Origin of the sequence: Streptomyces sp. NPDC051183 (genome assembly GCF_040682455.1) — a bacterium.
Classification (GTDB): domain Bacteria; phylum Actinomycetota; class Actinomycetes; order Streptomycetales; family Streptomycetaceae; genus Streptomyces.
The window spans coordinates 1-21,691 of record NZ_JBFBBA010000050.1 but is presented as its reverse complement, the minus strand read 5'-3'; the positions used below and the strand labels follow the sequence as shown (position 1 = coordinate 21,691).

The following is a 21,691-nucleotide window of genomic DNA, read 5'->3' as shown; positions in this document are numbered from 1 at the left end:
AGCCGTCGCGGACGGGGTGGCCGGTCAGCGGTTCGTACTGCTGCTCGCGGCAGCAGCGGCAGGTGAAGAACGCGCACCCGCCGGCCCCCGGGGCGGCCCCGGGGCGGAGGGCGGGTGGGCCTGCTCGAAGACGAGCTGCCCGCGCAGCGCGGGCGGGGTCAAGGAGCGGCCCTGGACGGTGTTCACGCGGCGGACAGTTCGGCCTGATCGAGATCGTCCGAGGACGCGGCGGTCTCGGACATGGCGTTCGAGGAGAAGCACAGCTGCTGCTCCGTGGTGGTCAGCAGGTGCTGGACGCCCGGGTAGACGGTCTCGCCGACCTTCCACAGCGCCACCCCGCGGCGCAGCCGCGGAATGTGGTCGGCCGTCCAGGCCGGCAGGTTCAGCCGGGTGACGACCTCGCGCGCCTCGTCGGCCTTCATGGAGTAGACGACCAGGGTGTCGGCCATCTTCAGCGCGGCCGCCGTCTCGGTGGAATCGTCCACGTCCGAGAGGTGGTGCACGATGAAGATGCAGGACAAGCCGTATCCGCGGGCGAACTTCAAGAACTTCTCGAGCAGCCGCGCCAACTGCGGTGTGCCGAGGATGTGCCACGCCTCCTCGAAGATCAAAATTCGTTTGATCTGGTTGTAGCCGAGGCAGCCGGTGTCCGGGTTCCCGCCGCGCTTCCACGCCCCGGAGGCCGGATCGGTGACGGTTCGCTCGTGCGCGTCCGGCGGGGTGCCGCACTCGCATTCGCCGCGCAGCCACACCTCCTCCAGGAACACGGAGATGACGGCCATGAGGATGGTCATCGCCGCGCCGCCGGAGGGGACCCGGGCCAGGTCGAACACGATCATCAGGGCGTCGAGGTCGACGGACAGCGAGGTGGGTCCGTCGAGCATGCCGACGAGGTCGCCGCCGCCGGCCGCGTCGTCCGCGGTACCGCCGCACAGCCGGTCCAGGACGTAGGAGGCTTCCAGGCCGTCGGCCAGGAGGTCGTCCAGGCTGCGCTTCTTCGCGGCCGCGTCCTGCTCGGTGGGGTGGCGCAGCGCGAACGCGACGTCGGGCAGGACCGCGACGCGGTCCTCCGCCGCCGCCCGCTCGTTCGCCCGGCGCACCGCGATCCGCAGGGCAGACCCGGCGAACTCGTCCAGGCTGCGGTCCAGGCCCAGCTCGACGACGGTACGCACCAGCTCGACCTGGCGGCGCCCGCTGATCGCCGGGTCCAGCGGGTTGATGCAGGCCGAGCCGGGGCCGCCGCCGGGCACGAACTTGATGGGATCGGACCCGGTGAGCGCCCGGCACACCGCCGCCCACTCGCCCTCCCCGGACTCCTTCTGCTCCTTGGTGTCCAGAATCGCCAGGCGCCGGCCCATTCGGGCCTGCCGCAGCGCGTACGTCTTGGTCAGCGCGGACTTGCCCCGGCCGGTGTCGCCCATGACCAGGCAGTTCCCGCCGGGCAAACCATCACCAAAGATGGAGAAAGGACAATAAATGAAAGCTTTACCACTAAACAACTCCCGGCCCACGACCGTCCCGGCGGTGCCCAGGGTGGGCGGGGCGATCGGCAGGTACAGCGCCTGGGATGCGCGGGTGGTGGTGTAGAGAGGGCGCAGCGCCGTCTCCCGGGCGGGTGCGAACACGTTCACTTGCGGATCCCCCCTGCGAACGGCAGCGTGTTGGCGAAGGCACGGTGGTGCTCCAGGTCGAGCCACTCGATCCCCAGGTGGGAGGAGCGGGACTTGGCGCCGGTGTCGCGCTTGGCCTTGGCCAGTTCCTTCTCGGTACGCGCCGAGACGGTGATGTAGCCGACAATCGCCGCGCCGGCCGCCCCGGACGCGGCGAGCTCCATGCCGCGCTTGGCGGTGGCCTGCGTGGCGATCAGGTCGCGGGGGTCGATGTTGCGGCCCAGACGCATGTCACGCTGGATCTCGGCCTGGTTGTTGGTGTCCTCGCTGAGCATCCGCTTGACCGCCTGGTCGTTGGGCTCCAGGTGGGAGGTGATGGCGACGGTGCGGATGATGTCCGGCAGGCCGATCAGCAACGGCGCCATGAAGTCCGGTCCGACCGGCGTGTTGGGCCAGCTCACGACGGCGGCGGTGGCGTGGTACCAGCCCTCCGTCGAGTCCGCGGCCCGCGCCCGGAAGCTGCGCTGGTCCACGACCTCCACCTGGCGGGGGAAGGCATGCTGCATCGGCAGCGTCTCGTCCCAGATCAGGTGGTCCGGGTCGTACGAGTTCCTGATCAGCGCGGTGAGGGCACCGAGGTCCATCGGCGCGACCACGCGCAGCTCGGCGTCCTCGCAGCGCGCCCACAGCTCCTCGGCGGCCGCGGCCATCACCGCAGCGATGCCCTCGTCGCCCGACCCGCGGTCGTGCGACTCGGCGGCGAAGTCCTTGTTCCAGGACGCGTAGGCGATGACGTAGTAGCGGTGCTCCTCCGCGCTGGTGCTGACCGCGTCGGACAGCGCGTCGTAGGAGTGAGCCAGCCAGTCCGGAACCTTCGCCGTCGCGGGAGACTGCGCGCGCATCGCGATGTGCTGCTGGTGCGCCTTGGGGTCGGACTTGAGCTGGCGGGCCAGCACGGAGATCCGGTCGACCGGGTTGTCGGTGGAGTTCCCGAAGGAGTCCAGCAGGGATCCCCACCGCTCCAGGGCGAGTTCCTGCTCGGAGCGGTCCTTGCCCGCATGCCCGCGCGAGGCGATCTCCAGGGCGATCGTCACGCAGCCCAGCTCGGGCTGCAGGACGACCGCGATGTCTTGGCCTCGGACCGAGGCGGTGATCGGCCGGATCCCGGTGATGCCCGGCGCCGGCTCCAGCGCCTCCTCGGGGACGGAGCCGTCGCGCTTGACGCCCGCCTCCACGGCGGGGGACGTCCACATGCCGCCGGTGGCCGCCAGCGTCCGCTTGCGGTCGCGCTCGATCCGCCACCACTTGTACAGGGTGCGGCGCGAGGAGGCGCCCTTGGGCTTGTAGGGGACGAACACGGCGGCGGCCGCGATGCCCACGGGGATGACGACGGACGGGACCGCGAGCAGCGGGATGGCGGAGAAGAGCCAGGCGCCGAACACGGCGACCACTCCCGCGCAGACCAGGAGGACCTGCTCGCCGAGGTCCCGCTTGCCGACCAGACCGGTCGGCCGCGGCTTGCCGAAGACGTAGGTGCGCTCAGCCATTGAGGCTTCCACTTCCTCCGGGTATGGGCCGAACTGGTGCGGCCGGGGTGGACGGGGCTGACGGTGCGGACGGGCTGGACGGTGCGGACGGGGCGGGGACGGTCGGGGGCACCGCCCGCGCGGACGTGCCGCTCTGCCCGCTCGAAGCGGGCGCGGACGGCGGCGCCGAGGAGGAGCCCGTGCTCGGGCCCGGGACAGCCGGGGATCCGGCGCCTGAGGGGGCCGGCGGCGTGGGGACGGTGGAGGGTCCGCTGGGCGCGTGCGGCGCCCCGGTCGCGGCGGGAGAAGAAGATGATTCCCCCGCACCGCTGTTCGCCGGGACGACCGAGGAGCCGGCGGGGTCCGCCGTACCGCTTCCCGCGGGCGACGGGGAGGACGAAGAACTCTCGCCCTCGCCGCCCGGGCCGCTGACCGGAACCACCGCTCCCCCGCCCGCGCTGGAGGACGGAGCGCTGCTCGGCGTTCCCGTACCGCCGTTGCCGTTGCCGCTGCCGGACGGAGAGCCGGATCCGGGCCCGGGTCCGGTCTCGCCTCCGGCGCCCTGGTCGGCGATGGTGTCCGCGCCGTCGGCCTTGTTCTTGGCCATGTCCACGCCTGCCTTGGCGACCATGACGGCCGCGCCGACGGGCCCCGCGGCACCGGCGGCCTTGCCGGCACCGGCGCTCTGGCCGACGACGGAGTTCGTCATCCGCGCGTTCATCGCCGAGTTCGCGGCCTGCGCGGGACCGGGGACGGCCGCGGCCGGACCGGACTGTGCAGCACCCTTGCGGGTGTTCATCAGGTCGCCCATCTGGTCCCCGAAGGTGGGCAGCCACTTGTAGAGGCTGGCGCTGGAGAACACGGCGAGGTACAGCAGCAGAGCGCCCACCAGGAGCGTGTTGACGGCCTCCGTGCCGGAGCTGGTGTCGGTGTTCATGATCGCGGCAGCGAGTCCGAACAGCGCGAACAGCACCGGCTTGGACAGCAGCAGGGCCAGGAGCATGCCCATCCACTTCTTGGTCCGGCCCCACAGGTCACGGTCGACGAGCCCGGCGTTGACCAGCGGCCCGAGCGCGGCACCGATGTACAGCGCGCCGGCACGCACCAGCAGCTCGATCCACACCAGCAGCGCGGCCACGATGATCAGCAGGAACACGATGATCAGGACCATCGGCGTGTTCGTACCCTGCGTCTGGGCAATGACCTTGGTGAGCTTCTCGATGAAGGCCTTGCCCTCCTCGATGGCACTGCCCGCGAACACCTTGGTGATCTCATCCACGAGCCGGGTGAGGAAGACCAGGACCGCCGGGGTGAACGCGCTAACCACGACCTGGAGCAGGAGCAGCCCGACGGCCTCGGCCATCGCGGTGCCCATCGAGACACCGGCGACCACGCGCTTGCCGACCGCGACCAGCCACAGGATGAGCGTGAGCAGCGTGGAGACGCCGAAGATCAGGGCGTACTGCTTGAGGAACCCAGGGTTGGTGAAGTCCACCTTCGTGGTGGAGTCCATCAGCCCGATGATCTTCCCCAGGAACCATGCGGCCGCCTCGCCCATCTTCTTCGCGATGAAACCCAACGGGTCCGACACGAAGTCGGTGACCGCACCGACACCGCCGATGATGCCGCAGGCCTGCGAGACCCCGGGGATGTCGCAGGGCTCCGGGAGGGCTTGGGCGGCCGGCGCCGTGAAGAGCAGCCACAGCGGCGTCAGCAGCACGGCGGAGATCGCGGCGGGGACCCGGCGGATCGAGCAGCGCCGGTGGGCCCGGGACTGGTCGGCGCGGCGCCCGGGGGCGTCAGCCGGCGTACGGCGCCACATTCGCGTTACCTCCCAGCTCGCGGAAGGACTGCGGGGCGGAGGGCTGGCCCGCAGTCGCCTGCGGGACCAGGCCGGCGGACCGGGTGATGGTCACTGCCTTCCAGTCGCCGTCCACCCAGCGCAGCGTGTAGTTCCACTGGTTGAACTCGCTGGTCGGAGGGAGCTTGGAGTCGGCGGCGGCCACCCCGGTGACAGCGGCGGTCCACAGCTCGACGGTGGCGAGGTCCCCGCTGAAACTCGTGATCTTCGCCGACAGCGTCGCCTGCCGGTTGATGAGAGGATCACCGGCCGCGGTCTGCCCGTTCTTGCCCACGCCGAGCTGGGTCATCGCGGTCTCGGACTGCGCGTCGAGCGTCTTGAGACGCTGCTCCACGGACTCGGGGGCCATGACCACACCTGTGATCTTGTGGCGGACGTCCTTGTCGGCGAGGAACGGGGCCGTGGACTGCGCGGCCTGGAAGTTCGCGGCGGCCGCCTTGGCTCCGGCCTTGGTCCGCTCGTAGCCGACCGGCACCCCGTTCTTGGTGCGCATGCGCGCGGAGGCGCCGTCGCCGGGGACGCTGTCGTCCTCGCCCTTGTCCTTGCCCGCGGTGGCGGGCGAGGGGTTGTTGGACGCGGAGTTGCCCCCGTCGGAGGTGACGAGGTTGAGGACCAGCGCGGTCAGCGCGAGGACCACGACGACGATGACGGCAAGGGTCAGGGCCTTGGGGCGGCCCCGGCGGGGCGCGGGGCCGGCCGACCACGGCCGGCCTTCGGTGTTGGTGTCGTTGGTCATGGGATCGGCCTCAGATACCCATGCCGTAGACGAGCGTGAAGATGGCGCCCGCGCTCGCGACGAGGAACATCCCGACCAGGCCGCCGATGATCTGGCCCTTGCCGGTGTCGGTGTGCATCGTGCTGTTGCCGCTGCCGACCCAGCCCTTCGACTTGGCGATGCCGAGAAGGAAGGTGATCGCGGAGACGACCAGCACGAAGGCCGCCGCCACTCCGATGATCACCTTGGAGGTCGCTCCGAGCGCCCCGAAGGGGCCCCAGCTCGGCTCCACACCGCCGATCACGTCACCGACGCTGTCGGCCAGGGTTGTCCACTTGCTGTCAGAAGCCATGAGTTTGTCCTTCTATGAGATGAGGAACCGGTGCCCGGGACGGGTTGCCGGAGGCTGAGGGTGGGAAGACCGGGAGGAGGCGCTGGGGGCGGGTCAGCCGATGTGCCGCATGGCGACGATCTGGCCCTGCCACCAGGACAAGGACTTGACCCGCACGTTCAGGCCGGTCCTGGGCGCCTCGATGACCTGGCCGTTGCCCATGTACATGCCGACGTGCTCGGGGACGGCGGCGGAGCCCACGGAGAACAGCAGGTCTCCGGGGCGCAGCTGGCTGATCGCTGCGACCGGGGTACCGGAGTGGACCTGGTCGTAGGTGGTGCGCGGCAGGTTCACGCCGGCCTTGCCCCAGGCCATCTGCGTCAGCGAGGAGCAGTCGCAGCCGTTCATGCCCTGGTAGGGGAACTCGCAGGTCCCGCCCCACTGGTAGGGCGTGTTCAGCGCGGTCATCGCAGCCTGGATGGCCCGCGCCGCGCCGCCGGAGCCCGGGGGAAGCGGCACCTGGCCGTCGGGCAGGGCTGCCCACTTCGCGGCGAGGCTGGTGATCTCCTCGACGTAGCCGCGGGTCTCGTCGTATGGGGGGACGCCGTTGTAGTGCAGGACGGCGCCGTCGCCCGCGTTGTACGCGGCCAGCATGTTCTTCACGGAGTCGCCAGGGACGTTCTTGACGAGGTCGGCGAGCTTGCAGTCGTAGGCGACTGCGGCCGGGATCGCGTCCTGCGGGTTCAGGGGGTCCTTGACGCCGTCGCCGTCCCCGTCGACCCCGTACGACGCCCAGGTGCTGGGGATGAACTGAGCGATCCCCAAAGCGCCCGCGCCGCCGTCCGGCGGGTTGGGGCGGAACCCGGACTCCGTGAAGAGCTGCGCGGCCAGCAACGAGGGCGTGACCTGCGGGCAGGACTTCGCCATCGCCTTGTCGATGATCTTGCGCACCCAGTCCGGAACCGGGGCGTCGGCCGTGATCGACCCGCCCGGCCCGTTGTTGGACGCGCTCGCGCCACCGGCACCACCCAGCATCATCAGCAGGGCGAAGATCAGGATCAGGGAGATCGCGAACACGGCCGCGCCTGCCTGTATCAGCTTGCTCACGCCGCCCGCCTACGCGTACGGCAGCGCGATGACGCGCCACGTGCCGTCGGTACCGCGCTCGAGCTGGAGCGCGACCTGCTTGGTGTCGCTGGCCGCCTGGCCCTTCTCGGGCGCGGTGGTGAGCCGGTAGACGACGCGGGCCAGCGCGGTGGTGGCTGTGGGGGCCGGGGCCCCGTCGGGAACCGAAACCTTCAGGACCGTCGCGGTCACCGTGGTCTTCTCACGGGTCCACTGCTGCCACAGCGAGTTCGTGCTCGGCCGGGCCGTGCTGATCGACGCGCCCAGGTCCGGCGAGGCGTAGGCGGAGGCCCGCTTGCCCGCGTCGGTGTACGCGGCGTCCTTGCCTGGGCGCGCGTCGTGGCTCGCCCAGGCGGCCGTGAAATCGGCGGCGGCCTTCGCGATGTCCGCCGGCAGCTCGGCACCCTCGGAGGCGGCCGGGCCCTCGGGCACGGGGATCGTCCCGGCGCCGGGCACGGGGCCTGCGGCCGTCGCCGAGGACGGGGAGGGCAGCTCCGGCGGCGAGGCGACGGTGGAGGGTCCCGAGCCGCAGGCGGTGAGAGCCGCGCTCAGCGCGGCGATCGCGAACCCGGAGGACGCAAGACGTGAACAAATACGGATGGATCGGACTTCTGAGGGCATGGTGAATCCGTCTGCGGGCTCGGTGAAGCAGTGAAGGGGGTGCCGCCCGGAGGCCCGCGGGGGGTCGCAAGCGCCTCCGGGCGGCCGCTCCTGGTCCCGGCTGGTCAGCGCTGGGTCGCCCAGGAGGTCATGGGGCGCGGGGGAAGAAGACGCGGCAGGTGGGCCGCATGCCCGCCGCGCGCTACAGCAGGACCGAGCCCGCCGCCGAGGCCCGCCGCGCCGCGAAGGCGTCCGTGAGCGGGCGACCGGCGGATGAGGCCGGGAGCCGTGCGCTCAGGCCGCGGGCACAGAGCGCGGGAACGCCGACAGTCGCGTGCGGCCTGGCCGCGGACGCGGCGGAACCTGCCCGTCCGGCGATTGCCGGCGTCGCTGCGGTGGCGCCGGGCGCGGCCGGGCCTTTGCGCATGAGTGATCGCATGAAAAACTGCCCTTGTCATCCAGGGGACCGGGCCGCAGCTTCCTACGGCGAGACGGCTCAGTCCCCGGTGAACCGCATCCCCTCAGGGGATGCGTCCCGGTGTTCGGGGGGGGATCCGACTCCTCCCGAACACCGGCCTTGCTCGGGCTCCTTGATGCCGCGACAGCGCACGGCCCCTCCCCCGAACCCATCCGGCCCACGTCGACTGCTCACGTGCTTAGCGGGCTAGACGACGCGCAGGGTCAATGTGATGCGAGTCATCTAGCGGGCTAGATGGATATGGCCTGAACATACGTTGTCGCAGGTGGCGGCTGTCAAGCCGCTAAGTCGTAGATCACACCCTGCGCCCGGAACGGGCTATGTGTCACAAGATCGACTAGTGCGCTAGACAGGGACGGCTATGAGATGTGGCAGTTTATGTCTAGGGAGATAGATAATCGAACATGGGTAGTTCTGGCCTGAACTACCGGCAGCGGACTGGAGCGGCGAACACCTATGGCTGAAACCCCCACCGGCCAGCAGACCATGGCCCAGCGCCTGGACTTCCTCATCAAGACGGTCCACCCCCAGGGGCGCGGCCCGTACACCTACCAGGAGATCGCCGAGGGCACCAAGGAGCTGCCCGGCCCCTCCGTGTCACACGGCACCGCCCAGACCATCCACAAGGGCCACAACACCAACCCTGGCATCGACTCGATCCGCGCCCTCGCGGGCTTCTTCGGCGTCAGCACCGGCTACCTGGCCGACGGAGAGAACTCCGAGGCCGTCGAGAAACGGCTCGAAGAGCGCATCGCCCGGATCCAGGAGGAGACCCGCAGGGCGGCCGCGGTCGACGAGTTCGCCCAGGTCCTCGAAGACGAGAAGGCCCGAGCCGTCGCCTTCCGCCTCGGCGGACTGTCCGCCGGCGCCCTCAAGTCGGTCACCGGGATGATCAAGCACCTCCGCCAGGCCGAAGGACTCCCCGACGTCAAACCCGGCCGCATCCGCAAGGGCAAGGACTGAGCCACACGCCGGGCGCCAAACCGCCCTAAACCGGGATGCTCCTGACGTTGGAACATCTCTTTTCGGCCTTTCTGATACTTTCTTTAAAGTCGACATCGACAGGGCAGTACGCGAAACGGCGCGAAACGGTAGTTGATCTTCACGCCGGAGACAGACGCGAGAGTGAGTTCATGCGGTGGTGGAAGCGACCCGACAGCCAGTGCGCTGCTGTCGTGGACCAGCTCCACATCCCGCAGCCGTTCCACCTCGAAGCCTTCTGTGAGGCGATAGCCGCCCAGCGCGGACGGCCCCTGGTCCTGCTGCCCCTTGACGGACCGCCCGACCCGGCACTGCCCTGCGGAATCTGGCTCGGCCTCGACGTCGCGGACATCATCTTCTACGACGCCAGCGCGGCCGAGATCCTCAAGCGGCAGATCGTGCTGCACGAGATCTCCCACATGCTCCTGGGCCACGTCGCACCCGAGCTCGAACCGGTGCAGCAGCCCTCGGACGACGACCTCGCCGTTGTCTCCGAGCACTTCCACCGACTCCTGGCCCGCGCCCACACCGCGGTCTCCGCACTCGACCGCCCCGACCTGCCCCTCGCGGCCATCATCCGCGCCGAAGCCGCCCGGATCCGCTCCCTGGCGGCCCTGACCGAACCCCTCGACGAGGAACTCGGCCTCGACCTCGGCCGCATCGCGCACCTGATGGGCCGCAGCAAGTTCGCCAGCCCCCAGGAACACGCGGCGGAGACCCTGGCCACCCTCATCCACGAGCGGGCCAGCCGGCACATGAGCCACTCGACCTCCACCGAGGCCGAAGAACAGCTCGGCCGCCTCCACGACGCCCTCGGGCACCCCGTGCGGAACACCTGGTCGTAGCCCGTGGACATCCTCGAATACGCCGTCCTGACCATGCTCTGGACGGTGACGATCTGGCGCGCGCCCTCCGCTTTCCGCACCCCCAAACAACGCGCGCTCTGGCTCGCTTTCGCCGCGGTCACCCTCTCCATGACTCTGCGCCTGCCCGGCATCATGCACAGCATCGATACCTGGACCCGGACCAACAACCTCTCCACCCTCATCAAGCACTGGGTCGGCATCATCGCGGCCGGCGCGTTCATCGACTTCGTCGTCGCCATCGCCAGACCCGAACGCGAACGACGAATGCGCCCCCGCCACTACGTCGCCCTCACCACCATGGCCCTCATGGCCGCCCTCTTCCAGGTCCTCCCCCGGGAGCATGAAGTCACCGACTTCTTCGAGGAGACCACCGGCAACGGCTGGGCCACCGCCTACTACACCGTCTTCGCTACCTACCTCGGTGTCGCCATGGCCACCGCCACCCGCCTCTTCTGGGGCAGCGTCCGCCACGCCAGGGGCCTGTGCCTGCGCTTCGGCATCCGCCTCATGGGCATCGGCACCACCGCGGGAGCCCTGTACGCCCTCGGCCGCGTCCTCTACCTCCTCGGCCGCCTCACCGGCATCACCTCCCACACCGGCGACGAGATCGCCGACACCATCACCGACCTCCTCAAGTACTGCTCGATCAGCCTCATCCTCACCGGCAGCAGCATCCCCGCCCTCGGCGTCGCCTGGAGGACCATCCAGGACTGGCGCCACCTCCGCCAACTCCAACCCCTGTGGCGCGACCTCACCACCTCCGCCCCCGACATCGTCCTCAAGACCAAACTGCTCCGCGGCCCCCGACTCCAGCTCCACCGCTGCGTGATCGAAATCCGGGACGCAGGCCTCGCCCTCATCCCCCACACCTCCCGCGAAATCCGGGAAGCCGCGAACGACACCGCACGCACCGCCGGCTACGACCCCGAGACCAGCCCCGCCGCCGAAGCGCTCCGCCTGCGCGCCGCGCACCACGCCAAGATCTCCGGCGCGCCCATTGTCGAAGACGTCCCGGAACTCCGCACCGACGGCATCGACGACCTCGACTTCAACGCCGAAGTCGACCGGCTCCTCCAACTCGCCCAGGTCTACCACTCCCCCATGGCGGACGCCTTCCTCACCAGGATTCGCCCCCTCCACGGGTCCCGACGACCTGACCACACGCTGCTCTGACGAGCTCGCTACCTCGCCGTCTACCTCGCGGTTCGCCTGCAGTTCACTCTGCCCATGACGGCCTCGACCCGAGCCGGGGTCCGCGTGAGGCTGTGAAGCCGCTGTACGGCCGCCTGCTGACCGATCCTCACCCCCGGCGCCCTGCCCGACCCCAAACGCCTCATAGGCCCTCCCTGCCCCCACCGTGAGCCGTCTCGGCACCAGCTGCCCGAGGACCATCGCTGCGCCTTCCCGAACACATCCGCGCGCGCACTCGCGCGCGCGTCCTGTGGTTACGGTCCTACAGGTCCGTTGGCATTAGCCACGTCTTGCATCAGCCGGATATCGGGTAGGCATGGTTCAACGTAGGGCCCCCTAGGGCCCGGAGTGGTGCGCGAAGCGCAGAACCGTGACTGGGGGGATGATCCAACGCATCCAAGGCGTTGGCGGTGGGGTCTGGGGGGTGGCGGCAGCCCCCAGAGGGGGATAGCGGGCGCGTAGCGCTCGAAGCTTCGTCTAGTTGAGCTTCGTATGGTTCGCATTCGTATGGTTCAGGTTCGTCTAGTTACAAGGTCATTTTCTGACACCTCCGAGTACCAGAAAATGACATCTCCGAGTACCAGAATCTGGCACCTCCGAGTGTCAGAAAATGACCCTCAGGACCAGGAGGGATCCTGAGGGTCAAAAAATGGCACAGAGACTGACCTGCTGTTTTAGGCTTTCGGCCTGGTCTCTGTCCCGTGCAGGGGGGTGCGGGGTGCAGCATCCTGCGGTGGGCCCGGGCCTAGCAAGACGACGGAGGCCCCCCGCAGAACTACGGGGGAGCCCCCTCCTTGGCGAAACACCCTGCACCCCCCTGCAGGAGAAGGGGGGTACAGCATCCTGCGCTTGGGGCGCGCAGCGGTCCCGCCGGCTCCAGCACCCCCCGCAGAAGGCTGCACCCCCCTCCACCGGGGAGGGGGGTGCAGCCTTCTGCGTTCAGGTCAGTTCTCGTCAGCGGCCTCGTCGGCCTCGGACTCCGCTTCGTCGGTAGCCGTCCCGGCAGCGGCCTCGGAGGCCGCCTCCTTCTCGGCGGCCTTGAACGCGTCGTAGACCTCGGTGATGTTCGCCGGACCCCGGTAGCCGACCTCCGGCTCCTCGTGGACTGTGTATACCGTCTGGAGGCGCTGGGGGTTGTGCGGGTTGCGGCGCGTGCGCCACTCAACCGCCCCGATCTCCGACAGTTGTCCGAGGTACTTCCTCAGCGTGGTCTTCGACTTGATGCCGGACATGAACAGCAGCTTGTTCTGCCCCGGCCACACCCGCATGTCCCCGAAGCCGTCGGCGCGCTCCTGGTTCACGTGGATGAACAACGCCCAGTACAGGGTCTTCGCGCCGGGACTGACCTTCTCGGTGTCCGCGAACAGCACCCAGTCCGGGAGCTGGGTGAACGCGTACCGGCGCCGCCGACCACGGGCGTACGCCGCTTCACCCTCGAAGTCGTGGTCCTCGGGGCGGTTCTTCTCTTTGCTCATGCCGCCGTGCTCCCCGCGTCCTTGAGGACCTCCGGCGCCTCGACGCACAGGTGGTAGAGGTTCGGGAGGCGCGAGCCGGTGTCGTCGTGCTGGGGCTCGGCGATGATCGCTCCGGCCTTCTTGAGGCCGGCCAGGGCGTTCTGGACGGTGCGCGGCGACACGTTGCACAGCTGTGCCAGCTGGGTGATGGTCACGCTCACGGCCCCGGCCTTGGTCACGCTGGCCATGGCCGCGTAAAGCCACGCGTCAGCGCGGGCCTCGCGGATCACCCACTGCGGGAGGAACCCCATGGGGACATCGCTGGCCGGGGCGGGAGTCGCCTCCGGGCTGGCGTTCCCATCAGTCTTGCGCCCGAACTCGACCACCATCTCGTCGCCTCGGTCATCTTGTCTTGCCACTGCTCGTCCTTCCGAATCTGCTTCGGGAGTGACCTGGCTCACCCGGCGCAGGGCAGGGAAGAGGGGTACTCTCGAAGCACAGTCCAATCCGATAGGCCCCTTGCCGCCAAGCACCGGGGGCCTTTCGTGCTTTCCGGACCGACCCTACACCCCGCACGCTTCTGCATAGGGTGAAGAAGTCGGTAGGGGGTGCAGCGTGTTGACGTGGTATTCAGCACACAGCCCGACCAGCCATCACGTCACCCGACGTCCAGTTCCACCCAAATGTGGTCGGATGCCTGCTTCGCTCGGCCGCTCACCGCAGCGCCGAACGCCAGCTGCGCAGGGTCGGACCGTCCCGAGGCGCTGAGACCTTCCGCGTCTTCTTCCCTGCCTTGGTCATCCCGGTGTTTGTGATCGTCGCCTTCGACAGCGGCACGAACACGCCGATGCCTGGATGGGTAGACCTCCGGCGCCGGGACCCTGCACCACGGGTCGCTGAAGCGCGGCCGGCTCTGCGCGACATGATCTGTCACCTTCGAGGGCGGCACCGCGCGACGTATACCGGACGGCGGTGTCTCGTGGCGCGCGCCTGTGGCCAGCCGCGGGGGGAAGTAGGGATCGGGAAGAAATCGGCCAGCTCTTCAATCGCTGCCGACGGGCCGTTGGCCCAGCACCATGTGCCGAGCCACCTCAGCTACCGCTTCAGGGGGTGGGCTCAGTAGTGTTGGAGGCCTCGTCCGTCGCGGAGACGATGCCTGGGCTGGCCTTCGGACTCCGGGGTAGGTCGCCGTTTTGGCCGCCTTCCTCGCCTGCTCCGCCAACTGATCGGTCGGCGTCGGCGATACCCCCGCCAGGTTGGGGGAGCCGGCAACCCGCAGTGGCCCCGGACAAGCAAGTCGGTGCATTTCGCACGACACCCCGCTCCCTGACGGGTCACCCGTTTGCGGCTAAGCTCCCCTGCCATGCTCATTGCCGTGATCTCGAACCGCAACAAGACCGGTAAGACCACCGTCGTGTCCTGTCTTGGGCACGCGCTGGCCAACCGCAAGCTGCCGAACAAGACCTACGAACCCCTCGCATACGACGGTGACTTCTCCTCGCAGCTCCGCAAGTGGTTTAAGGCTGCCAAGACCGACGAGGACTTCTCTGAGTTCCCCTTCGACGTACGGCTTGCCGCCACCACGCAGTTCGAGGACATCCTGGAAGAGCACCCCCACGAGGGGAAGGTCGGCCTGGTCGACACCGCGCACCTTGAGGACTCCCGTGGCTACGCCGAGGCCGTCATGGAGCACGCGGACGCCGTGATCCTGATGACCGAGCCGAACCTCAACGAACTGGAGCGTCTGGAGGCCCTGCCGCTGGCGGACGCGATGGCCAAGGTCGACGCAAACCGTGCCGCTGCCGGGCGCCCGCCGATCCGCCGCCTGGTGATGTTCTTCCGGGTGCCGACTTCTGCGAACGCCCAGGATGTGAAAACGACCCGGGAGTACATCACCGATGCCGCCAATGCCGAGGAGTGGGGCGGCTGGCACGTCCTGACGACCAAGATGACCGAGAACCGCAAGCTGGCCCGCCTGTCGGAGACCAACCCCCCGAGCCTGGACGCGATGAAGTCGTCCGGCATGGACCAGCTCGTCACCGAGCTCGAGAACCTGGGGGTGCTTGTCTAATGGCGCAGGCCGCGCGGAGCGCCACGATCAAGCGACTGGAGGCGAAGCGGGCGAAGGCAGAGGCAGAGGCCCGGGCCGCTGCCGAGGCAGCCTCGTCCGGCGCCGACCCGGCCCCGGACGCCGGAGCCAGCCCGGGGGAGAAGGCCACCGCAGTGGTCGCCACCTTCTCCAATGCCGAGCTCGCCCGGCCCGTCCAGTCCGAGATGCCTAACCTGTACGCCCACGGGCGCGGCTCCGGCGGCCCGATGCTCGCCCTTTCTGACATCCCCGACCCGGTCGACCTCCCTGAGCGCACCGAGTTCTCCGAGGGCGACGAGTACCTCGCCGAACAGACCGAGCGTGCCGTCGAACAGATGGAGGACGCGTGGGAGGTCGCGGCCAAGGCGGTGGCCGGTGCGTACGCACGAAAGCTCTGGCTAGTGCGGGGCTTCACGTCGATGGAGGAGTGGGGCCGCAACATGCGCCGCCCCATGGCGTCGACCGTGTTCTACACGCTGTTGGACGCGTGGAACGTCAAGGCCGGCTTGTCGCAGATGGTCGCAGCCGCCACTACCCGCGCTGAGCTTGTCTCCCCACGTGGGGAGACGGCGTTCGAATTTAATTCGAACGATTCCTCCCCACGTGGGGAGACGGCGGGCCGCGTGGAAGTCCCGCAGTTGACGAAGAAGCAGGCCGCCGCCCTGGCCTCCGCGCAGAAGAAGCACGGTAACGAAGGTCTGGCCGCGACGCTGTCCGGCGCGCAGGAGGCCACCGGGAAGAGGGCCCCTTCAGTCCGGGCGCTGGAAGGCGCGTCCAGAGCTGTTCGGCAGCTCCCGAAGGGCACTAGCCCTGAGGAGGTCCAGAAGGTTGCCGCCGAGGCCGTCAAGGCGGCCGCGGCTGCGCCGAAGAAGTTCTCCGCGGTGGAGGTCACCACCACGGCCGAGGTCACCGAACCCGGCGTCAGCGCAGCGACCGCCCTCATCCAAGGCCACGTACGCAGGGTGAAGTCGGTCAACGCTGTCCTCGACGCACTGCCGCCGATCCCCGTATTCGAGCATCTGACCGGAGAGATCGCAGCCGCCCGTGAGGCCGGTGACGGCGGTGCTGCCCTCACGGCCCTGCATACGGAGATGGATGGACTCGTGAGGACCCTCGCGGTGCTCCTGGCTGCAGCGAAGATGTCCCGAGCCGAGGCCGCCTCCGGCGCCAAGGACAACGCGGAAGTACCCGCGCAGGCCACTGCCGAGTAGCCAGCCGGGGGGCTACGCCGAAGGGCGCTTCCCAACGATGGCGGCGCGGTCCACGTTCGATCCGCGCCGCCTCTGTCGCCAGCCGGGTGGAGACACTCCAAACCCGGGCGACCAGGAGGAGCCCCCGGAGGTGACCCTGGGTTGGGACGTCCCAACTCCGGTCTCATCCCCTCGCGGGGTGGAGCGTGACGGCGTCCCGACCGGTGCTGGGCCGCGGCGATTACCACTTCCGAAATCGCCAGCTGGACGATCGAGGCACCGAGCCCGGAACCAGCGGCCCACGCCCAGACGGAGGAGGCGCCAACACGACGTCAGGGAGTGCAGGTCCTTCATATCGAACGCCGGGCCTCCAGCGGGGAGTGGGCGGAGGTTCCCGTATAGCCGCTGGCCACGATCGCTCAGCTTGGGTGATTGGATGTCAGGCCCGGGTAGAGCCGAGCGGGGCGCCCGTGCCGTAATCGCTGTCCTCCACCACGTGGCGGTCGGTGTGCGCGGGGTATGCGTCCCACGGCTTCTCGCTGCCGCCCGGCCCGTTGAACGAGGCCTGCCGTCCGGCTTGGAGCAGCACGGGCCGGTAGGCGGTCCGGGCCTTGCGGACGTGCTTGAGGAACTCGATCAGGCGCGGGGTGGCGCCTTCCAGCGCGGCAAGGGTGGGGAACGGCGGGGTCTCGTGCTGGTCGTAGCGGTCGGGGAGGCGGACCGAGTTCAGGCGGCGGCCGGTGAGGTGTCCGCCGTCGAAAACCATCAGTTGGTAGGGGGAGGCCTGGGCGGTCGCGGGGTGAAAGTCGATGGCCAGGAGCGGGGACGGGCTCTGCAACGCGAGGCCGGTGGACTCCTGGAGCATGCGCCCGGCGGTCTGGAGGGGGCTGCCCTCCCCGGGCCGCATGTACTCGGCAGGCAGCATCCACCGGCCGGTGCGGGCCGAGCGGACCAGGAACGGCCCGGGGTCGTCTCCGTGGGTGATGTAGACGGCGGTCGCGAGCCCGATGGCCAGTCCCTGGCCATCGCCCAGCCGGGGGCTGCTCATGCGGTGGCCTTTCCGCGGGCTGCGGCGTGCGACACCGTGCCGGCCTGGGTGTCGTGGGATACGGAGGGGACGCTGTGCCAGCCGCCGTAGCCGACGAGGCGGGGATCCCAGGAGGGGATTGCGAACTGCCGGTAGGGGGCGCGCTGGAGGGGGAAGGCGGCGAGGTCGAGGCTGGTTTCGAGGGCCGAGAGGGCGACCTCGGGGTCGGGGGCGCCAACAGCTTCGGCTTCCACGTAGGTGCCGATTCCCTTGACGACGGCCAGGGAGACGGCGAAGGCCGAGAAGTTCGGGTTGCGGTAGGGGGTGCGGTGGATGCGGAGTCGGGTGAGGCGGTCCAGGCCGAGGGCCTCAAGGCGGCGGCGCACCGATGCGTCGTCGCCCTGGGACAGGAGCAGGGCCAGGGCGGCGGGGTCGATGTCGTTGGTGCGGTCCGGGCCGCCGTCGGCCGGGGTGTAGGAGACCGCGATGCCGCTGGCAAGGGTGGCTCTCACGAGTACCTGCTCGTCGCCCTGCCAGCACGGGGCTACGGAGACGGTGAAGTACGACTCGTGGGCCTCTTCTTCGGTGCCTGGCCGGTAGCCCTTGGCGGTGAGGCGGTCGAGGAGGAGAGGTGTGCACGAGCTGATTGCCCGCTTGCGGATCATCTTCGGTTCCCTTCTGGTCCTGCCTGGTGTGTCCGGCGACTCCGCCGCCGGCGGCGTGTCCCGCGACACCACGGCCGGCGCGGTGTCGCGGGACACAGGCCGCGGGGGAGGCGGCTAGGCGAAGCTCACGCCGCGCTCGGCGTAGAACTCGCTGAAAACGTCGACCGGGAGTGCGGCCGTGCGGGCACGGTCGGTGTGTCCGGACGGGTTGCGGAAGTGCAGCTGCCCGTGCCGGTGCGCGGTGACGTACACGAGGTGTCCGCCCTTGCCCGGCGCCGGGAGTTCGGGGCGCCGGATTTCCTTGTTGACGGAGGTGATGACGGTGAACCCGTTCCGTACCAGGGTCAGGAGGTCCTCGACGGGCAGGCGGCCCTGTACGTCCGCCTCGAAGCCGTGCTCGGCGCGGACGTAGTCCACGAACGGGGCGTAGATCAGGCCCCGGATCGCCCCGTCGTCCAGCTCCGCGTACGCCCCGTACTTGCGGGCGCCGTCGAGGAGGTCGAAGAGGCGAGGGGCGGTGCCGTCGCGGCGCAGGAGCGCCATGCGCAGACAGGCCAGCCCGCAGATGTTGCCCGCCCAGCGGGTGTACTCGGCGAGGGTGGGGGCGCCGGACTCGGGCCAGCGGGGGTCCTCGGCGACCGGGTGCCCCTGGTAGGCCATGGCCTCGATCAGTTCCTCGCTGGCGTACTGGGTGACGGTCGGGAAGTCATACATGCGCGGGGGTTCCGTTCCTCGTGCGGACGCTGCTGGTCAGATCATGGAATACGCGCAGGTCCACCCCGCCGCCGGAGACCACGACACCGACCGTCTGCCCGGCTACGTCCAGCCGGTTGGCGAGGACGGCCGCCAGGGCGACCGCCCCGGACGGCTCGACCACGCACTTCAGGTACGCGAAGGCGTAGCCCATGGCGTAGCTGATCTCGTCGTCGGCGACGGTCACCACATCGTCCAGGAGTAGCGAGTTGACCTGCCAGGGCAGCTCGGAGGGGATGGTGTGCCCGAGGCCGTCGGCGACGGTGCGGGGCACCTCTTCGAGGCTGACGCGTTGTCCGGCGCGCAGGGAGGCGAGCGTGTCGGCGGCGGTGTGCGGCTCCACGCCGACGACGCGGATGTCGGGGCGCAGGTCCTTGGCGATGACGGCGGTTCCGGCGGCTAGGCCTCCGCCGCCGACGGGCACGAGGAGGGTGGTGATCTCGGGGTGCTCGGTGAGGAGTTCCAGGGCGGCCGTCCCGGCTCCGGCCATCACATGGGCGGAGTTGGCGGAGGGGACGACTGACAGGCCGCGTTCCTCGGCGAGGCGGGCCACCAGGGCGTCGCGGTCGCCGTAGGTGCGGTCGTAGGTGATGATCTGCGCGCCCAGCGACACGACACCCTCCACCTTGGCCGTGGGGGCGTCGGAGGGGATGACGACGGTGGTCGGCGCGGCGAGGAGCCGTCCGGCCAGGGCGAGGGCCTGGGCGTGGTTGCCGGAGGAGGCGCCAATGATGCCGCGCTCGCGGGCATCGGCCGGCAGGCTCGCGGCGTGGTGGTAGGCGCCCCGGAGCTTGAAGCTGCCGGTGCGCTGGAAGTTCTCCGCCTTGACGATCACGGTGGCGGCCGTGGCGTCGTTGAGGGCGGCGATGCAGAGGTGGGGAGTGCGGACGGCGATGCCGTCCAGGGCGCGGGCGGCGGTACGGACGTCGGCGGGGGTGATGGGTAAGGTCACGGCCGGTACCCGCCGCTCAGGTCGGCGGAGGCGAGGAGCATGCGGACGAGCTGGTCGTAGTCGATCCCCGCCGCACCGGCCATGGTGGCGAGGTTCCCGCCGTGGCTGAGCCCGGGCAGGGTGTTGACCTCCAGCCAGACGACCTGCCCGGTGGGGGTGACGATGAAGTCGCTGCGGGAGTATCCGGAGCAGCCCAGCTCCCGGTGGACGGCGACGGCGCTGGCCTGGATGAACGCGATCACGTCGGCGGGGAGTTCGGCGGGGCACCGGTACTCGTGCAAGCTGTCGTCCCGCTTGGCGGCGTAGTCGTAGAACTCGGAGGCCGTGGGGACGGTCTCCAGCGGAGGCAGCGGCATGAGCGAGCCGTCAACGTCCAGGACGCCGCAGGTGACGGGGGTGCCCTCCACGAACGGCTCGGCGAACCAGCCCTGCGTGGTGTCGATGCGGGCGACGGCGGCGGTCAGGGTCTCCAGATCGCGGGCTAGGACCATGCCGATGGAGCCGCCTTCGGCGATCGGCTTGATGATCAGCGGCAGGCCGACCTCGCCCAGCAGATGGGAGACGATCGAGGAGGTCTCGGCGCCGGACTCGATCCGCCCGGTGGCGGCTACCTCGATCCCGGCGGCCGCGGCGACCTGCTTGGAGACCACCTTGTCCATGCCGAGAGCGGAGGCCAGAACCCCGGACCCGGTGTACGGGACGTCGATGGTCTCCATGAACCCTTGCAGCTTGCCGTCTTCGGCGTACTGTCCGGCGATGGCGAGGAACGCCACGTCGACCTGTCGGATCTCCGCCTCGAAGTCAGCCGCAGTCGTGTCGAGCATCACAGCGCGGTAGCCCTGACGGGTCAACGACTCGTAGACGGCCTTGCCCGACAGCAGCGACCGTTCCCGCTCGGTCGACTTCCCGCCGGTCACGACGGCGACGAACGGGGTCTCATGGGGCTCGGAGGCCATGGGAACAGCTCCTCTGGATGGGTGTGGTGGACGACACGGACACCGGCGCTGTGTCGGAGGACACCGCCGGGAGGGCTACGGTCGGGGCGGGCCGGTGGCGCGCGAGTGCGCTTCCGGGGAGCAGCTGTACCGAGGGAGTCCTGCACGATGTTGTCCTTCTCGCTGGAACAGATCGCCGCCGTCACCGGAGGCCGCCTGGCCGACGTGCCCGACCCGTCCGCGCTGATGACGAAGGGCATCGTCACCGACTCCCGCGAGGTGATCCCGGGCTCCGTGTTCGTCGCCTTGGTCGGAGAGCGCGTGGACGGCCACGACTTCGCCGCCCGCACCGTCGAGGCCGGGGCGGTAGCCGTGCTGGCCTCCCGGCCGGTCGGCGTTCCGGCGATCGTCGTGGACGACACCCTGGCGGCGCTGGCCGCGATCGGCCGCCACGCCCTCGCCCAGCTCACCGACCCCGTCGTGGTGGGGCTGACCGGGTCGGCCGGCAAGACCTCCACGAAGGACCTCCTCGCGCAGGTCCTCCCCAGACTGGGCCCGACGTCGGTCACCGACCGCTCCTTCAACGGGGAGATCGGGATGCCGATCTCCCTCCTGCGTGCCAACCAGGACACCCGGTACCTGGTGCTGGAGATGGGTGCCCGGGGAGCCGGGCACATTGCGCACCTGACCACGATCGCCCGCCCCTCCGTGGGCCTGGTCCTCAACATCGGTACCGCGCACGTCGGGGAGTTCGGCGGCAGGCAGGCCACCGCGGACGCCAAGTCCGAGCTGGTGGCCGCGCTGCCCGCCGACGGACTTGCGGTCCTCAACGCGGACGACGAACTGGTCGCGGCGATGGCCGCCCGCACAAAGGCCCGGGTTCGGACCTTCGGCTTCGGCGACCACGCGGACGTGTGGGCCGACGAGATCACCCTGGACGCGGCCGGGCGCCCCTCGTTCACCCTCCACCTGCGGGGCGTCGCCAACACGCGCGTCACGATGGGCCTGCACGGTGAGCACCACGTCGCCAACGCTCTGGCCGCCGCCGCTGTGGCCACCGGCCTCGGGATGGACCTGCCCGCTGTGGCCGCCGCCCTGTCCAGCGCGCAGAACCTGAGCACCGGTCGCATGGAGGTCCTGGACCGCCCCGACGGGATGACCGTGGTGAACGACGCCTTCAACGCGAACCCCGACTCGATGCGGGTAGCGCTCAAGGCCCTGGCCGCGATGGCCGACGGCCGGCGCACCGTGGCGATCCTCGGCGAGATGATGGAACTCGGCGCCGAGGCCGAGGCCGGACACCGGGAGGTCGGCGAGCTGGCCGCCGACTCCGGCGTCGGAC

At 69.9% G+C, this 21,691-nt stretch carries 21 protein-coding genes; 6 read left to right on the top strand and 15 right to left on the bottom strand.

From position 1 onward, the window contains the following. Positions 1-24: 24 nt before the first annotated feature. From AB0M99_RS32180 to AB0M99_RS32145, 8 genes are all read right to left on the bottom strand, one after another. Complete coding sequence (locus AB0M99_RS32180; protein WP_365926752.1) at positions 25-186, bottom strand: hypothetical protein; 162 nt, start codon at positions 184-186, stop codon at positions 25-27. Continuing rightward, positions 183-1,631 (bottom strand): ATP/GTP-binding protein, encoded by a 1,449-nt coding sequence (locus AB0M99_RS32175; protein WP_365926750.1) that lies wholly within the window; start codon positions 1,629-1,631, stop codon positions 183-185. The genes AB0M99_RS32180 and AB0M99_RS32175 overlap by 4 nt, the downstream gene beginning before the upstream one ends. Continuing rightward, positions 1,628-3,157: a PrgI family protein gene (locus AB0M99_RS32170; protein ID WP_365926748.1), complete on the bottom strand. Its 1,530-nt coding sequence runs from the start codon at positions 3,155-3,157 to the stop codon at positions 1,628-1,630. The genes AB0M99_RS32175 and AB0M99_RS32170 overlap by 4 nt, the downstream gene beginning before the upstream one ends. After that, complete coding sequence (locus AB0M99_RS32165) at positions 3,150-4,958, bottom strand: hypothetical protein (protein ID WP_365926746.1); 1,809 nt, start codon at positions 4,956-4,958, stop codon at positions 3,150-3,152. Before AB0M99_RS32165 ends, AB0M99_RS32170 begins: the two co-directional genes overlap by 8 nt. Beyond that, on the bottom strand, positions 4,936-5,733 hold the full coding sequence (locus AB0M99_RS32160) for a hypothetical protein (protein ID WP_365926744.1): 798 nt from the start codon (positions 5,731-5,733) through the stop codon (positions 4,936-4,938). The genes AB0M99_RS32165 and AB0M99_RS32160 overlap by 23 nt, the downstream gene beginning before the upstream one ends. Before the next feature lie 10 nt (positions 5,734-5,743). Further along, positions 5,744-6,064, bottom strand: coding sequence for a hypothetical protein (locus AB0M99_RS32155; protein WP_365926742.1), 321 nt, complete (start codon positions 6,062-6,064; stop codon positions 5,744-5,746). A 93-nt stretch (positions 6,065-6,157) separates the two neighbouring features. Further along, the gene (locus tag AB0M99_RS32150; protein ID WP_365926740.1) at positions 6,158-7,150 is read right to left on the bottom strand and encodes an NlpC/P60 family protein; all 993 of its coding nucleotides are present in this window, start codon (positions 7,148-7,150) and stop codon (positions 6,158-6,160) included. A 9-nt stretch (positions 7,151-7,159) separates the two neighbouring features. Beyond that, positions 7,160-7,789 (bottom strand): hypothetical protein, encoded by a 630-nt coding sequence (locus tag AB0M99_RS32145; RefSeq protein WP_365926738.1) that lies wholly within the window; start codon positions 7,787-7,789, stop codon positions 7,160-7,162. 913 nt (positions 7,790-8,702) lie between these two features. Between AB0M99_RS32145 and AB0M99_RS32140 the strand changes: the two genes are divergently transcribed. The 3 genes from AB0M99_RS32140 (at position 8,703) to AB0M99_RS32130 (ending at position 11,266) form a co-directional block, all read left to right on the top strand. After that, entirely contained in the window at positions 8,703-9,209 is a 507-nt protein-coding gene (locus AB0M99_RS32140) for an XRE family transcriptional regulator (RefSeq protein ID WP_365926737.1), read from the top strand. A gap of 212 nt (positions 9,210-9,421) precedes the next feature. Further along, on the top strand, positions 9,422-10,072 hold the full coding sequence (locus AB0M99_RS32135; protein ID WP_365926735.1) for a hypothetical protein: 651 nt from the start codon (positions 9,422-9,424) through the stop codon (positions 10,070-10,072). A 3-nt stretch (positions 10,073-10,075) separates the two neighbouring features. Further along, on the top strand, positions 10,076-11,266 hold the full coding sequence (locus AB0M99_RS32130) for an MAB_1171c family putative transporter (RefSeq protein WP_365926733.1): 1,191 nt from the start codon (positions 10,076-10,078) through the stop codon (positions 11,264-11,266). Between the two features lie 962 nt (positions 11,267-12,228). Here the strand turns inward: AB0M99_RS32130 and AB0M99_RS32125 are convergent. Continuing rightward, the gene (locus tag AB0M99_RS32125) at positions 12,229-12,759 is read right to left on the bottom strand and encodes a hypothetical protein (RefSeq protein ID WP_365926731.1); all 531 of its coding nucleotides are present in this window, start codon (positions 12,757-12,759) and stop codon (positions 12,229-12,231) included. Beyond that, positions 12,756-13,157, bottom strand: a complete 402-nt coding sequence (locus AB0M99_RS32120) for an HTH domain-containing protein (RefSeq protein WP_365926729.1) — start codon at positions 13,155-13,157, stop codon at positions 12,756-12,758. The genes AB0M99_RS32125 and AB0M99_RS32120 overlap by 4 nt, the downstream gene beginning before the upstream one ends. 944 nt (positions 13,158-14,101) lie before the next feature. On the opposite strand from AB0M99_RS32120, the gene AB0M99_RS32115 reads away from it, so the two are divergent. After that, the gene (locus AB0M99_RS32115) at positions 14,102-14,809 is read left to right on the top strand and encodes a hypothetical protein (protein WP_365926727.1); all 708 of its coding nucleotides are present in this window, start codon (positions 14,102-14,104) and stop codon (positions 14,807-14,809) included. 152 nt (positions 14,810-14,961) lie between these two features. Beyond that, entirely contained in the window at positions 14,962-16,038 is a 1,077-nt protein-coding gene (locus AB0M99_RS32110) for a hypothetical protein (RefSeq protein WP_365926725.1), read from the top strand. Between the two features lie 418 nt (positions 16,039-16,456). Here AB0M99_RS32110 and AB0M99_RS32105 read toward each other — a convergent pair whose 3' ends face one another. From AB0M99_RS32105 to AB0M99_RS32085, 5 genes are all read right to left on the bottom strand, one after another. Beyond that, positions 16,457-17,065, bottom strand: a complete 609-nt coding sequence (locus tag AB0M99_RS32105; protein WP_365926723.1) for an NUDIX domain-containing protein — start codon at positions 17,063-17,065, stop codon at positions 16,457-16,459. Further along, the gene (locus tag AB0M99_RS32100) at positions 17,062-17,709 is read right to left on the bottom strand and encodes a hypothetical protein (protein WP_365926721.1); all 648 of its coding nucleotides are present in this window, start codon (positions 17,707-17,709) and stop codon (positions 17,062-17,064) included. The genes AB0M99_RS32105 and AB0M99_RS32100 overlap by 4 nt, the downstream gene beginning before the upstream one ends. A 114-nt stretch (positions 17,710-17,823) precedes the next feature. Next, positions 17,824-18,423 carry a peptidase gene (locus AB0M99_RS32095; protein ID WP_365926719.1) on the bottom strand — a complete coding sequence of 200 codons (600 nt, stop codon included), beginning with the start codon at positions 18,421-18,423 and terminating at the stop codon, positions 17,824-17,826. After that, on the bottom strand, positions 18,416-19,414 hold the full coding sequence (locus tag AB0M99_RS32090) for a pyridoxal-phosphate dependent enzyme (protein ID WP_365926717.1): 999 nt from the start codon (positions 19,412-19,414) through the stop codon (positions 18,416-18,418). The genes AB0M99_RS32095 and AB0M99_RS32090 overlap by 8 nt, the downstream gene beginning before the upstream one ends. Further along, positions 19,411-20,370, bottom strand: coding sequence for a D-alanine--D-alanine ligase (locus AB0M99_RS32085; protein ID WP_365926715.1), 960 nt, complete (start codon positions 20,368-20,370; stop codon positions 19,411-19,413). The genes AB0M99_RS32090 and AB0M99_RS32085 overlap by 4 nt, the downstream gene beginning before the upstream one ends. A gap of 147 nt (positions 20,371-20,517) precedes the next feature. Here AB0M99_RS32085 and murF point away from each other — a divergent pair. Then, on the top strand, positions 20,518-21,691 hold a 1,174-nt coding region (murF, locus tag AB0M99_RS32080), incomplete at its 3' end, for a UDP-N-acetylmuramoyl-tripeptide--D-alanyl-D-alanine ligase (protein ID WP_365926713.1).

Coding starts and splice junctions, on each gene's coding strand:
- AB0M99_RS32145 (WP_365926738.1), bottom strand. CDS start 7,789: ATGCCCTCAGAAGTCCGATCCATCCGTATTTGTTCACGTCTTGCGTCC.
- AB0M99_RS32105 (WP_365926723.1), bottom strand. CDS start 17,065: ATGAGCAGCCCCCGGCTGGGCGATGGCCAGGGACTGGCCATCGGGCTC.
- AB0M99_RS32155 (WP_365926742.1), bottom strand. CDS start 6,064: ATGGCTTCTGACAGCAAGTGGACAACCCTGGCCGACAGCGTCGGTGAC.
- AB0M99_RS32160 (WP_365926744.1), bottom strand. CDS start 5,733: ATGACCAACGACACCAACACCGAAGGCCGGCCGTGGTCGGCCGGCCCC.
- AB0M99_RS32165 (WP_365926746.1), bottom strand. CDS start 4,958: ATGTGGCGCCGTACGCCGGCTGACGCCCCCGGGCGCCGCGCCGACCAG.
- AB0M99_RS32085 (WP_365926715.1), bottom strand. CDS start 20,370: ATGGCCTCCGAGCCCCATGAGACCCCGTTCGTCGCCGTCGTGACCGGC.
- AB0M99_RS32100 (WP_365926721.1), bottom strand. CDS start 17,709: ATGATCCGCAAGCGGGCAATCAGCTCGTGCACACCTCTCCTCCTCGAC.
- AB0M99_RS32170 (WP_365926748.1), bottom strand. CDS start 3,157: ATGGCTGAGCGCACCTACGTCTTCGGCAAGCCGCGGCCGACCGGTCTG.
- AB0M99_RS32140 (WP_365926737.1), top strand. CDS start 8,703: ATGGCTGAAACCCCCACCGGCCAGCAGACCATGGCCCAGCGCCTGGAC.
- AB0M99_RS32125 (WP_365926731.1), bottom strand. CDS start 12,759: ATGAGCAAAGAGAAGAACCGCCCCGAGGACCACGACTTCGAGGGTGAA.
- AB0M99_RS32095 (WP_365926719.1), bottom strand. CDS start 18,423: ATGTATGACTTCCCGACCGTCACCCAGTACGCCAGCGAGGAACTGATC.
- AB0M99_RS32115 (WP_365926727.1), top strand. CDS start 14,102: ATGCTCATTGCCGTGATCTCGAACCGCAACAAGACCGGTAAGACCACC.